The organism is Parendozoicomonas callyspongiae, from assembly GCF_023502345.1.
Taxonomy (GTDB): Bacteria; Pseudomonadota; Gammaproteobacteria; order Pseudomonadales; family Endozoicomonadaceae; genus Sansalvadorimonas; species Sansalvadorimonas callyspongiae.
In genome coordinates, this window is the sequence record NZ_JAMFLX010000012.1 from 42053 (window position 1) to 55363 (window position 13311).

Consider the following 13311-nt stretch of genomic DNA (forward strand, 5'->3'; position numbering starts at 1 on the left):
AAAAAAATGTGGAGTACTGATGGTAATGGGGCTAAGGAGCTGCAGTTCGGTAGTTGTTGGTCTTCTTATTCTGCTTGCATCAGCTGTTGCCCGGGGTGAACGGGATAGTGATACCGACGGATTAGATTTAGATCAGTCACCAGCCTTAAGCGGTCCGTTTAGTCGTTCAGGTACATCAGTTGAGATCGAGCCTCTGTTACCAATGGGGTTCAGGCACCGGGTTCGTCCTGTCGATCAGACACGCCTCGAGTGGCATCTTCGAAAAGAAGCTGTTTCGGCTTTAACCGTTAGTGGTTTTTATGTTGGAGCTTATGCGGCTCAAAGACTACTGCCCGATTACATAACGAAAGTGACGCCCGTACTGCTCAATGGTGCGGGGATTACGCTGGACTACCTCACAGCACAGGATGCGACGGACTTTGGTTTCCGCCTTGGACTGCGATCAATTCCATTTATGATGAATTTGATCATAAACCGGTCACCTTATTACATACCTAACCCGATTCTGGAAGCTCTGATCCTTGAATCTCCTGCTGTTATTAAAGGCCTGGCTGAATACAGCGGTCAGTCAAACCTGTATACAACAGGTGTGAATTCCCTGCTGCCAGGGAGTGAGTTTGACCAGAAATATTTCCGCATATTTTATTCCGCAGAAAGTGAACCCAGTATCAAGATTCAATTTCGGGAAACTCCAACAAAAGAGTCATTACAGGAATGTGATTTGCCTGATGGTGTTGATGGAAATAAAGCTGTTCATTCAGAGCTGATGAAACTCCGCTGTCAGGCCAGAAAACATCAAATCAACCATTTGGAGTTGTTGCCCTTTAATTACCAGGGGAATTGGTTGATTGCCACATTCAGTAAGGCAGATGGCAGCCGGTTTGGTTTTACCATTAAATATCCAAACACCCCTTCAAGGCTGTTATGGCTGACTGATCCACTTCGACTGAATTCAGCCGTCAGTGGATTAAAACCAGTTTTATCGCCTTTGTCCCAATGTATTTTGAATGAACTCGGAGAGCTTCTGAGTTGGAATCTGGATCGCGATTTTTCTGAGAATGTTGAGATTGAATCGCAGTGTTCGGACCTGGAAGTCTCAGTGCTGAGCACAGAAAATCTGATGATGTTTCCTCTTGGTGGAAGGGGATATTTGCTGGTTGATCATGGAATAAGTCAGGGGCTGAGTAATCCGCTTATCTGGCTGAACAGTGTCGCGGACACACAGCAGATTACCCAGGAATGGTTAAGCCGACTTGAGTATGACTTGATTCCCGGTCCTGAGAGAGGAGCGTGGCGGGCGGTGTCCATTCTGAGATCAATAGTCACACGTACTGCTGCCCAGTATGGTATTTCGTGGTTGATAGGGTTAAGAAGGCAAGTTCAGGAGCAGGATGCTGGGCAGGCAAATACGACTCTTCAGCAGCAACCATCAGGTGAGAATCGAACACCTGCACCAGCGGGTTCTTCAGCTGGCACACCGCCAATGGCACCCTCTGGTGCAGCACCAACTGCGTCTTCTGGTGTGTCTCCAACACCAGAAGCTGGTCCTATATCTACAGCAGAACCTGCCCCAGCACCGGTGAGGAATTTATCATTACTTCGTGGAGATATTGAAAACCGGTTAGCGACAGATGAAAGAGTAAGAGAATATTTAGAGGCTATTCCTGAAGACAGGAATGTGATTTTAATTCGGGGAAACCAGGCAGCTAATAACAGGTTTCTGCGCATTCTCCTGAGGAGCAATGAAGACTATGCCGAATTTGTGAATCGGAATGGTGATGGCTTGATACGCACCTTTGATCACCCGGAAACAAATACTCTTTATGTCGAGCTGCCAGATATTGATTTTGACCCGCTTAGGGAGTTAGAGCTAGGAAGCCGTCAAGGGTTTGATGAGGTTTTGCGTGGATGGATAAACCGTGCCATACGATTTATTGGAATACATAACAACGTTGACACATTTTGGGGTAGGCATGACTCAATAATTGGTGACATTACAAATTTTAGAAATCCTGAAGCAGCAGCACTGAATATTGTTGAGTTGGTGAATAATGCTCCAGATTATTTAGAGGCCACTGCAGATGAAGAATATTCTGACAATGGGAGTCTGATCAGGATACTGGGAATAACCGATGAGGATTATGAGAACCTGCCAGAAGATCTGAGAGAGGCTGTTGAACAGGGCTTCAGATAAGGGATTCGGCTCGATTGCTGCATCTGCTGGCAGTAAAAGCAATTTTCAATCTATGTTCGCACTTAGGAATTGTCTGGCCATATCTGCGCTCTACAGAGTAATAGGGGCTTTTTGTTTTCTTTTAGTGTTGTCATTACCGGTTTATGGAAAGCAAACCGATAGTACTTTCGGGGGGCAGGCAGGCAAAGATCATATCAATAATACTAATCAGCTAAGAAGATTAAATATTCTGCCTCCTGAAGGATTCGAGAAGAGACTTCTTCCGCAGTGGCAGCCAAAGGCTCTGTGGCATGCCCAAAAGGAAGGTCTGAATATACTCTCACTTGGCAGTGTGTTTCTGGGAAGCTGGGCTGCCAATAAATATTTATCACGGTACACCAATATACCCCTGCCAATGATCATGATGGGGGCTGGAGTGTCGCTGGCGGCCAGTATGTCCGGAGTCAGCCGATTGCAGGAGCAGTGTCGTCCATAACACTGTGCCCGGCAATTCAAAACTTCAGCAGCAACTGCTTACATGGATTCAGTAAAGGTCCGGGTAATAACATCTCTCTGCTGCTCAGGAGTCAGAGAGTTAAAGCGTACCGCATAACCGGACACACGAATTGTAAGGGAAGGATACTTCTCCGGATTGGCCGCAGCATCTTCAAGCATATCGCGGGACATAACATTAACGTTCAGGTGCTGCCCACCTTCACGTACCGGCTTGTTCTGCAGGGCAACTTCACGATATTCAAAATCACCCAGCTGCTCCAGTGCTACGATTTCGTCCTGTGCAAAAATCTGGTCTTTCACACAGATACAGCGTGCCTGCTTCTGCCCCTCATCGAGCAGCCAGAAAGAGTGCTCAAGACTGGTGTTGGCGGCGGATGTTATTTGAATGCCTTTAACGCTCATAAAACCCCTGCTTACCTTGCGGTGATACTGCATTGTTCAACTTGAGTTGAAATTTACATTCTTGTGTTGAGTCTGGCAATTGATTTAAGTCAATTTTTTAGGGGTGGTTCAAAGATATGTAAATTTTTGTTTGTGCGGTATAGTCCGCAGTGTTTTGCGGTATTGTATTAAAACTGATTCTGCTTCAAGCCATCGGGTAAGTGTGGCGATATTCACCCTGCTTTTCATTGGGGGAATAACTTTCTTTTTTACCAATGAATCATGCAGGTGTTCAGCTTTGGCTGTTGTGTTGTGATCGTTGAGCCAGCTGCGGGGCTCGTCGCGTAGCAAACTACATATTTTGCCGAGAACCACCCTTCCCTGTGAGATGAGACTCTGAAATGTTGATACTGATCCAATTCTTGTTGTTGGATAATCCTTCCCTGGATTGTTTCGACAGCGTAGAACTGCAGAAGTTCCCGGTCTATGAGACTTATGGTTAAGCCCCTGTTTCAGGGGCTGGGAAAGAACGTGAAGAACAGCCTTTAGTCTAATAATGGCTTGAGCCGGGGCCAGATATTCTGAAATACCTTTGGCTGGGCCTCGGCTTTCGGGTGGATACCATCAACCTGATTCAACTGGTCATTTCCAGCGACCCCCTCAAGGAAGAAAGGCAGAAGTGTGACACCTTTCCTGTCAGCAAGTTTATGGAATGTCTGGTTAAACATTCGGGTATAGGCACCACCATAGTTGGGGGGAATATGCATCTCGAAGAGCATAACCGGGATCTTTTCCTTTGAAGCTTGGGTAAGCATCTGCTCAAGGTTTGTCCTCATGGATTTGATCGGAGTTCCCCGCAAACCGTCATTGGCTCCAAGCTCCAGAAGAATCATATCGGGATTGTGTTTTTCCAGTGCATCAGGGAATCGCGACAATCCTCCTGCCGTTGTTTCACCGCTGATACTCAGGTTGATGACCTGCCAGTTGGGGTAGCTTTGTTTTAATTTGTCTTGTAATAAAGAAACCCAGCCCTTATTTATATCAATACCATAGGCAGCGCTGAGACTGTCGCCAAACACCAGCAGGGTTTTCTGAGCAGACCACGCATTCAAAGCAAATAAAGATAAAAGTACCAGAGGCAATAGGCGACAACGTACTATGAATGGCATATCACAACCTTCTTCTGCATTTTCTGATTCTATGGAAACCACATCTCCAGTTGTCGTTTCAGCCAGCAGTCTGAATAAAACCGTAGCGGCCCGGAGTGGTGCGCTCACTATCTTGTCGGGGCTGAACCTTGAGATCAAGTCCGGACAGTCTGTTGCTATCGTCGGGGCATCCGGTTCGGGTAAATCAACACTGCTTGGAATCCTGGCCGGACTCGATCTGCCAACCGAAGGTTCGGTTGCCCTGGCCGGTACCCGTATCGACCAACTGGATGAAGATGAACGGGCTCGAGTAAGAGGTCAGCATACTGGCTTTGTCTTTCAGTCCTTCCAGCTGTTGCCCAACCTTACCGCACTGGAGAATGTCATGCTTCCATTGGAACTGGCAGGCCACAAGCAGGCAAGTATGCGGGCAGAAAACCTGTTGAGTCGGGTTGGTCTTGAGCAGCGTATGGATCACTACCCAAGACAGCTGTCCGGCGGTGAGCAGCAGCGGGTTGCTATCGCGCGGGCCTTTGCCGGTGATCCCGACATTCTGTTTGCCGATGAACCGACCGGTAACCTCGATGAGAATACCGGTGAGAAAATTATTGATTTGCTGTTTGAGGTGAATCGGGAGAAAGGCACAACTCTTATCCTGGTTACCCATGACACTCTTCTTGCACAACGCTGTGACCGTGTTCTCCGGCTCCATAGCGGTAAGCTGGAGGAAGATCTATGAGGCAGTCATGGCGGTTTCTGGTTCGGGACTGGCGATCGGGCGAGCTCTGGTTGCTTGTGCTTTCCCTTCTGATGGCGATTGCTGTCAGCACTGCCATTGCACTGTTCAGTGACAGGCTGCAGCTGGCTCTTGGTCGGCAGGTAGCTGAAGTATTGGGGGCGGATCTGATGATTCGCAGTCCCCGCCCTCTGAAAAATGAAGTCACTGATCAAGCCCGTAGTCTGGGTCTGCAATCGACAACTGTACTGGAATTTCCCTCGGTTGTGTTGGCTGGTGAGGATATGCACCTTGTTTCAGCTAAAGCTGTTCAGGAAGCGTATCCCCTCAGGGGATATATGCGGGCAGCTGATCAGCCTTTCACTCCAGACCGACAGATCAGTGATACTCCAAAACCCGGTGAAGCATGGCTCGAGCCGAGATTGTTTCCTCTGCTCAATGTCAAAATTGGGGATCAAGTTCAGCTGGGCGAAACCGAGTTAACCATCACGCGGTCAATTACCCTGGAAACAGATCGTGGTGGAGATTTTTACAGCCTCTCTCCACGGCTACTGTTCAATATGGCCGACGTGGAGAAAACCGAGATTATCCAGCCGGGCAGTCGGGTTAACTGGAAAACCCTGTTTGCCGGAGACAACAACCAGCTGCAGTCCTTCCGAAAATGGACTGATGGAAAACTCGAAAGCAATGAACGGCTGGTTATGGCAGATGACAGTCGTCGTGATTTACGCAACTCGGTCGTACGCCTGAGGCAGTTTCTTGGCCTGGCAAGTATGGCGGCAATTCTTCTGGCCGGTGTGGCTGTGGCCATGGCCAGTCGACGTTTTGCCGAACGTCGTTTTGACACCTGTGCTGTGATGCGGTGTGTGGGTGCGAGCAGAAAACAAGTGGTCAGTGTTCTCCTTGGCGAGCTTTTCCTTGTCGCCCTATTGGTCACGTTACCTGGTGTATTGCTGGGGTGGGGACTGCAAGCAGGTGTCGTCAGTCTTCTGAAAGGAGTGTTACCGGCGTGGCTGCCCGAGGCGGGGTTTGTTCCGATGCTGGTCGGTGGTGCGACTGGAATAATTACCCTGGCGGGATTTGGTCTGGCACCGTTGCTAAGGCTGCATGGCGTTTCACCATTAAGAGTTCTGCGTCGTGAACTGACACCAGCACCGCCTGCTTCATGGCTGGTTTATACCCTATCGCTTGTCGCCATGGCCGCATTGCTCTGGTATCACACCGGTGAGCTGGTGATGACCGTTATTATTGTACTGACGTCCGGTATAGTGTTGATGGCCGTTTCCATGGGAATACAGGCTTTGCTGTTAGGGTTTAGCCGTCGGGCAGGTATAAGTTCCATTCCCTATTCGTGGAGATTGGGTTTACGAAGGATTGTGCAGGAAAGAGGAAAAACATCAGCCCAGCTGCTGGCCTTCTCGCTCACCTTTATGGCTATGGCGATTGTTCTGGTTCTACGTACGGACCTGTTTGATCGCTGGCAGGATAAGCTACCTGAAGATACCCCGAACTACTTTGCCATCAATATTCAACCTTCCGAGGTTGATGAATACCGGGAGTTTCTCGACAGCAACGGTATCGACAGCAGTGAGTTGTATCCCATAGTTCGCGGTCGACTGGTGAAGATCAATGGTGAGGAAGTGCGAAAGGCGGTTTCCAAAGAGCAGAGGCTCCACAACTCTTTGAATCGGGAGTTGAATCTGACCTGGTCGCCGGAACTCCCTGATACCAACAAGCTTATAGAAGGTCGCTGGTGGAAATCTGGCAGTAAGAAAGGCCTTTCAGTGGAACAAGAGCTGGCTGAAAACCTTGGGATAAAAATGGGTGATCAGCTCACCTTTATGGTGTCCGGCCAGGAATTTTCCCAGGCGGTTACCAGTATCAGGCAGGTTGAGTGGGAATCGTTCCAGCCCAACTTCTATATGATTTTTCCTGAAGCAGTTCTTGAGGAGCTTCCGGCTACCTGGCTTAACAGCTTCTATCTGCCTGAAGAAGACAAGGTTCAGCTGAATGCATTGATAACCTCGTTCCCAACCATGACCCTGCTTGACCTGGATTCCGTTATCGGTCAAGTGCGCAAGATGCTGGCTCAGTCGACCCTGGCTGTTGAGGCCATGCTCTTTGCCTTGCTTGTCGCAGGTTTGCTGGTTCTGGCTTCGGTTATTGAGTCCAGTATTGATGAGCGGTTGCAGGAAGGAGCACTGATCCGTTCCCTGGGAGGAACCCGTCGGCAGCTGATTCTTATGCAGGCTGGTGAGTTTATCCTGTTTGGTGGCCTGTCAGGGGTACTGGCTGTTGTTGGAGCAGAGTTCTGCAGCTACTGGCTGAACACCCGGGTGTTTGAGCTGAACTGGCAGCCTGCTTACTGGATGTGGATTTCTCTCCCAGTTGCGGGCGCTACTGTGATCGGAACTGCCGGATGGATGGGGGTGCGCAGGGTTATACGTAGGGCTCCGGTATCGGTTTTAAGCGCTGTTTAAAAAAACAACAATTTTAGAATTCTCAGGGATAAGTTGCCTCCTCACTTGTTATCCACAGGTCATTCAATCATTTGATAAGTGATTCTGTGGGTAACTGTGGATAAGGCCGCCTGTTGACCTGTAACCTGCTCAATTTACTGTGGATTTTCATGCTCAGGCCGATAACAGCTGCAGTACCAGTGAGCAGGAAAATATTGTGGAAGCTTTCAGGCACGCATTGGAGCGCGGGCAGGTTACTGACTACCAGAAACTTGATCACCAGGTTGATGAAAAACCGGGCGGTAACATCTTTACCCGCTGGCTGGTTCGGGTTCTTGGTCGTGAAGAAAAGAGTGACCCCCAGGTTGTCTATCAAAAGGAGTCAGTCGCAGAGCATCTGAGTAGAGGCTATGGCGATCAAGTCAGCCGTAAGGTTATGCGTGAGGTCGGCAACAAGCCTCTGACAGCCAGACGAATCGTTCTTCTCCATAATAAAGCCGTCCGGCTGAAAGATGAGATTGAGCAGTGTAACTCCAGGCATTCCAGTAAATGGGTGAACCTGGAGAAAGCTGACAGCTTGGCCAGTAAGCTTTTTACCCGCCACTATGGTTTTTCCCCAAAAGATCTGCCCGGTTATGAACGGCGTCATCTGCAGGAACATCTGCGCCAGGCGATGCATCAGGAAGGTGACCACAAGCTAGGCACGCGGGAGGCCCGTAATCTGATTAATGAAGTTATTGCCAATCACCGGTCAGCAATTTCTGTGTCAGCTTCAGAAACCATGAAGCTGGTAGGAGGTGATCTGGCAATGAACGATGGCGAGGCAATTTACTCGCAGCAGTTCAGCCAGTGGCTCAACCAGGCAGAGTTGAATGATTACGATAAAGAATATGCTCAGGAGTTTGCTCAGATTTCTTGGGTGTCTTCTGATTTACAGTGGAACTCCCCCTTTGACAGGCTTGACCAGAGCAGCTGGGAAAACCAGCTAAAGGATGCCAAAAGTCATCGTAATCGTGTAAGTAATGCCGTCAGGGCTTTGGAAGCGGGTGCAGGAGTCAGTTTTTCTGAAGAGATGCGCCAGGGAATGGCTCTGGATCTCTATCGCCAGCTCAAGGGAATGGACGGTCACATACAGTTTCTTGAACACCTTTCCAATGCCGATTTTCGTGGACAGGAGCAGCAAAGAAAACTTGAAGCCACCAAGCTGAATACTGCTCTTATTATTCTGGATGCTGATATTGAAAAGAAGGAAAGGCGTCTGGTTGATTACCCATCCCAAAAGCTAAACGAGCAGATTAGTAACATGAAGGATCTGAGAGAGGTTCTTCTCGCGAAAAGGGATGCTTTGCCACTCAAGAAATTCCCCAGTTACCTTTTTATGAAAAAGGCGGTGAAATATGATGTCAAAGATCTTCAGCGTGATCTGAAAGCTGTGGGTGTCTCTTCCTCCGGGCTGAAAAAGCGTTGGAAAAAAACGGCGGCAGCTGTATCAAACAGTCTTCCGTGGGAGACTATTTCAAAAACACTGCCTGTTCGCTGTGGTCATGGAACGCGTCTCTATCGTAGTGAGCAAACTCCGGCCGGGCAGATGCGATTGCATGATCCAAAACAGGCAGCAGGAAACCAGGATCCGTTCCCGGTCAGTTACCTGGGAAGTGGGCGTTCGTCCGCCGATCAAACTGAAAAGGTTCATGCTGTTAATCTTTATGAAACCAAACTGGTAAACAGTGAGGGCAAGGAGCTCTTCTCGGGCGTTCGGAGCGGACTGCTGCTTCCCTATAAGGCTAAGACAGCAAAGGAACAGGAAGAGGGGCTGGAGAATCGTGCCCGCGAGTTACTCTCGGCAGCGTTTACCCATAAGTTTGCCCACTTGTCAGAGGAAGAACAGAATCGAATCCTGGCCGGTGGTGTTATGCCTATGGATTTTGTCACCACCTCACTTCTCTCTCCTGACGAACTACGGTCTCGCTCGGGTATCCATGATGATGAGCTGACTTTTCAACAGAAGCAGAACCAGATCCTGCAGCAACTATGTGCTGAGCAGCCTCTTGTTCTTGAAATGAAAGACAGTCAGGGAAATCCACTTCTGGTAAAAACCCAGGTAAGGCTGGCGTCCATGAATATTCCGGTAAATGCCCTGGGATTGAACAACATGGCTTCAACTCTTGGGCAGACATGGAAATCATCCGACAGTTATAACGACTCGGGTCTGGAAGTATTGCTGGGATATCCTCACCCTGATGCAGATATGGGTGGGATGGTGCAAGAATGGCTGGAAACCTCAAAAGCATCAGAGCATGACAAAGCCATTGTTCGCCAGTTGGCAGACCAATGCCGTATTCTTTACAGCCAGCAAAAACATCATGGCGAGGGATACGACGCTTACAAGTTTGTTGAACGACTGCAGTTGCTTTCTTTCAAAATAGGTGCTGAGTGTCACTTTGGCTGTAAAAGCGGTAAAGACAGAACCGGCGAGGCTGATGCCCGTATCAAAGTCCTTGCAGCAGAGATTGATCGTTTAGGGTATGTGCCTGACCCTCTCGCTCCTCCAGATAGAGAACACCGGGAAGCTGTGCAGACATTTCTATATGGTGCAGGGGAAGTCGAAATCCAGCTTCAGAATGTTAACCTGCCCGGATATAAGACCAGTTATGGAGAAGAAGAGCAGGGCGAAGTTCTCTACAGGATTCTCCACTAAGAGCCTGTTCATAATCTTATCGCAGGCTGCAAATGCGAGTAAAAGCACCTGTTTCTCCGCTTTTGCTCGTTACATAGAACCACTATGCGCCTCACAAAACCAAAGAAACAGGCGCTTTTCTCGTCATTTTTGCTATCTGCGAAAGATCATGAACAGGCTCTAAGGAAAAATCATGGACGACAACACTCAACCACCAGAACATGAAAAATCCCGTTCAGTCTTTGAAAGCCCCGAACGAGAAGAAAGCTATGCAGATATGCGAGCTGACAGTCAGTTCGATGCCTGCAATGATCCAGTTTACGATCCCACTGAAGAGTCCTGACTCTTACGTCAACAGAACCTGGCTTTAAACAATCTTTAAGGCAGAAGCTGCTCTTTGGCGTGGCGAATCAGATACTCGCTGACCTGCTTCATAACACCGGATTCCAGTGCCCAGCGGTGCCAGAACAGTACCCGGTTGTGGCGAATATTCGGAATAATCTCGGTCAACTCACCTGAAGCCAGCTTATCCCTGATCATCAGGTCAGGAATCATGCCGTAAGCGACACCGTTGGCTGCCAGGGAAACAATCGCCTCCGAGGTTCCGACGATATGACAGGGAACTTCACCGGGTGGCAGGTCAAAATGTGTTTCCAGGTAGCGTTGGTGCAGATCATCAAAATGGTCAAATGCCGTTGCCGGTGCAGTCATCAGACTTTCACGGTCAACACCATTTTTGAAATAGCGCTCGACAAAATATGGGGAAGCTACGCAGACATATTCGATGCGACCAAGGCGATCGGCAATACAACCGGATACGGGAGACGGTTCACTACTGATAGCGCCCAAAACTTCTCCTCGTCGGAGAAGATCCAGTGTTCGTGACTCATCAGCCAGACGAATATCCAGTTCGATGGGCTCCTCTCTCAGCAGAGGAGCGAGTGCAGGCAGCAGCCAGGTTGCCAGGGAATCAGGGTTAACTGCCAGAGCCAGGGGAAGGTACTGACCGTTATTGTCGGTCTGGAGTTCTGGCATGGCCTCTTTTTCCAGCAGCTGAACCCGTCGGAACAGGGCCAGCAGGCGTTGTCCGGTTTTGGTTGGCTGGGGAGGCTGGCTCCGAACCAGAAGTGGTTGCCCGAGCTGCTTTTCCAGTTGTCGTATACGTTGGGATACAGCAGACTGGGTAATGCAAAGCTGCTCAGCTGCCCTCTCGAAACTACGCTTGTTAATAACAGCGTCCAGGGCGGCAATGAGGCGATAATCCAGATTATTCATTAGAGAAACTGAAAAGACTTAAGAACTCTTATCTGATCAAATGGTTTCTGTTAGGTTCTGAATGCATAAATTCATGCCGACAGAACCTTATGTTCTTAGTCTAATTTTTTACACTAACAAACAGAAAACCGATAAACATATGCTGTATATGCCTTTTGTTCAGGGCTTCACGCTTGGCGCGTCGCTTATCATAGCGATTGGAGCACAAAATGTCTGGGTTTTGAAAAGGGGAATTGCCAGAAATTTTCACTTTTTTGTCGCCACTATATGTGTTCTATGCGATATCGCACTGATTTTTGCAGGCGTTTTTGGTGCTGGGAGTCTCATTGCGTCGAATGAAACGGCTTTGTCGTTTATTGCAATTGGTGGTGCAGCTTTCCTCTTCTGGTACGGACTGACCTCTTTGAGAAGCGCATTGAGACCGGCTGGTAGTCTGGCAATTGCCAAGGGGGAAGTGGACAAAAAGTACTCTCAAAAAGGTGCACTGCTCACCACCCTGGCATTTACACTGCTCAATCCCCATGTTTACCTTGATACTGTCGTTATTCTCGGTGGCATTGGTGCACAGTTTGAAGGTGCTGAACGCTGGTTGTTTGCAAGTGGGACCGCGCTGGCATCAGTGATCTGGTTTTACGGGCTGGCTGCCGGTGCTGCAAAGCTGGCACCGGCATTGAGTCGTCCCAGAGTTCGTCAGGGGATCGACCTTTTTGTATGCGTTTTGATGTGGAGTATTGCGGCCACTCTCGTTATCAAGTGGTTCAATTAGCCCTTTAGGCCCAGAGATACCGTACCGTCCTGATGGAACTGCAAAGCCTGCTTGCGTTTGCGGCCAATCAGAATGCATTCGTCATCGAAGAACAGGAAGTTTTTCCAGTGACGGCTGAAAGCATCCCAGGTGGTTTCCAGAACCGCATCACTGTCGATGCAGTAGTAGACAGTGGTTTCAGGCGTCCACTGGAGATGTTTGGCAACTTCTTCCGGCAGCGCAGGATCATCTGATTCCCATTGCTCCTGCCATTGGGTTGATTCCGGCCAGTTCTCAGGGTTGAAAGGCCAGTCCCCATTGCTGAAGTCTTCCGGAGTATCACACTGCTTGCTGATATTGTTTCGCCATACATCTGTCGCGGATACCTGGGACAGAGGTTTGATTAGTGGAAGGTCTTCTGCAGGTACTGGCATATCAGCATGGCGGAAGATCCAGGCATTCTTGTAATCAGAAAGAGGGATGTACTTCATCAGGAAAGTATTTAAACGGAAGTATGAAAGGCGACAAGCTTACCAGATTGCCACCTTTCCTGCTTCTGTCGTTTTAGGTCTACAGAACCTAATCCAGGCTATTGACCATTATGCCAAGCGGATTAAGCTCGCCGGTTGCCAGATCGTACAGGCAGCCGTGAATGGTAAGCTGCTGTCCTCTCTTCCAGGCGTTTTGTATAACGGGAAGATCGGCCAGATTAAGCACCTGTTGTTCAATATTCAGCTCAACCAGTCGGTTAACACGGCCCTGGTCATCCGGAATATTTTCGATTTGATCCTTATGGCAGTCACAGAGATCACGGACAGGCTTAAGCCACTCTTCCAGTTCGCCAGAAGCATTGTTGCTGTAACCGGCCTGTATACCGCCACAATTGGTGTGGCCGGTAACAATGATATGTTTCACATGAAGGGCATCCACAGCAAACTGGATGGCGGCCATGCAGCTTGTGTCCCGGGTGGTCACCAGGTTGGCAACGTTCCGGTAAACCAGCATATCACCGGGTTCCATGCCGGTAACCATTTCGGCCGGCATACGGCTGTCGCAACAGCCTATCCAGAGATATTCAGGTGATTGCTTGCGGGCGGTGTCAGTAAAGAAGCCAGGGTGCTCCTCTTCTTTATTTTCGGCCCATTTTCTGTTTTGTTTTACGAGTCTGTTAATCTCATCCATGGCGGTCTCAATGGCTGTT

12 protein-coding genes are annotated in these 13311 nt (G+C 49.0%); 7 read left to right on the top strand and 5 right to left on the bottom strand.

What is annotated here, in order from left to right; genetic code table 11:
- Positions 1–19: 19 nt before the first annotated feature.
- Positions 20–2194: a hypothetical protein gene (locus M3P05_RS10325; protein WP_249699506.1), complete on the top strand. Its 2175-nt coding sequence runs from the start codon at positions 20–22 to the stop codon at positions 2192–2194.
- A 124-nt stretch (positions 2195–2318) separates the two neighbouring features.
- Positions 2319–2669 (top strand): hypothetical protein, encoded by a 351-nt coding sequence (locus M3P05_RS10330; RefSeq protein WP_249699507.1) that lies wholly within the window; start codon positions 2319–2321, stop codon positions 2667–2669.
- Between the two features lie 38 nt (positions 2670–2707).
- Here M3P05_RS10330 and grcA read toward each other — a convergent pair whose 3' ends face one another.
- Both grcA and M3P05_RS10340 read right to left on the bottom strand, forming a co-directional pair.
- Positions 2708–3091 (bottom strand): autonomous glycyl radical cofactor GrcA, encoded by a 384-nt coding sequence (gene grcA / locus M3P05_RS10335; protein ID WP_249699508.1) that lies wholly within the window; start codon positions 3089–3091, stop codon positions 2708–2710.
- A 524-nt stretch (positions 3092–3615) separates the two neighbouring features.
- Positions 3616–4239: an arylesterase gene (locus M3P05_RS10340; RefSeq protein WP_249699509.1), complete on the bottom strand. Its 624-nt coding sequence runs from the start codon at positions 4237–4239 to the stop codon at positions 3616–3618.
- A gap of 31 nt (positions 4240–4270) precedes the next feature.
- Here M3P05_RS10340 and M3P05_RS10345 point away from each other — a divergent pair, with 31 nt between their 5' ends.
- From M3P05_RS10345 to M3P05_RS10360, 4 genes are all read left to right on the top strand, one after another.
- Positions 4271–4957 carry an ABC transporter ATP-binding protein gene (locus M3P05_RS10345; protein ID WP_249699510.1) on the top strand — a complete coding sequence of 229 codons (687 nt, stop codon included), beginning with the start codon at positions 4271–4273 and terminating at the stop codon, positions 4955–4957.
- Positions 4954–7434: an ABC transporter permease gene (locus tag M3P05_RS10350; protein ID WP_249699511.1), complete on the top strand. Its 2481-nt coding sequence runs from the start codon at positions 4954–4956 to the stop codon at positions 7432–7434. Before M3P05_RS10345 ends, M3P05_RS10350 begins: the two co-directional genes overlap by 4 nt.
- Before the next feature lie 139 nt (positions 7435–7573).
- Positions 7574–10111 carry an inositol phosphate phosphatase SopB gene (locus M3P05_RS21130; RefSeq protein WP_249699512.1) on the top strand — a complete coding sequence of 846 codons (2538 nt, stop codon included), beginning with the start codon at positions 7574–7576 and terminating at the stop codon, positions 10109–10111.
- A gap of 172 nt (positions 10112–10283) precedes the next feature.
- Positions 10284–10433 (top strand): hypothetical protein, encoded by a 150-nt coding sequence (locus tag M3P05_RS10360; protein ID WP_249699513.1) that lies wholly within the window; start codon positions 10284–10286, stop codon positions 10431–10433.
- Between the two features lie 35 nt (positions 10434–10468).
- On the opposite strand, the gene M3P05_RS10365 is transcribed toward M3P05_RS10360, so the two are convergent.
- Positions 10469–11365, bottom strand: a complete 897-nt coding sequence (locus M3P05_RS10365) for a LysR family transcriptional regulator ArgP (RefSeq protein WP_249699514.1) — start codon at positions 11363–11365, stop codon at positions 10469–10471.
- A 73-nt stretch (positions 11366–11438) separates the two neighbouring features.
- Between M3P05_RS10365 and M3P05_RS10370 the strand changes: the two genes are divergently transcribed.
- Positions 11439–12131, top strand: coding sequence for a LysE/ArgO family amino acid transporter (locus M3P05_RS10370; protein ID WP_249699515.1), 693 nt, complete (start codon positions 11439–11441; stop codon positions 12129–12131).
- Here M3P05_RS10370 and M3P05_RS10375 read toward each other — a convergent pair.
- Together M3P05_RS10375 and M3P05_RS10380 are read right to left on the bottom strand one after the other, a co-directional pair.
- A complete protein-coding gene (locus tag M3P05_RS10375) occupies positions 12128–12601 on the bottom strand; it encodes a DUF2947 domain-containing protein (protein WP_249699516.1) in 474 nt (157 codons plus the stop codon). The two genes, M3P05_RS10370 and M3P05_RS10375, sit on opposite strands and share 4 nt — an antisense overlap.
- 88 nt (positions 12602–12689) lie before the next feature.
- A complete protein-coding gene (locus M3P05_RS10380) occupies positions 12690–13292 on the bottom strand; it encodes a carbonic anhydrase (protein ID WP_249699518.1) in 603 nt (200 codons plus the stop codon).
- Positions 13293–13311: the final 19 nt, after the last annotated feature.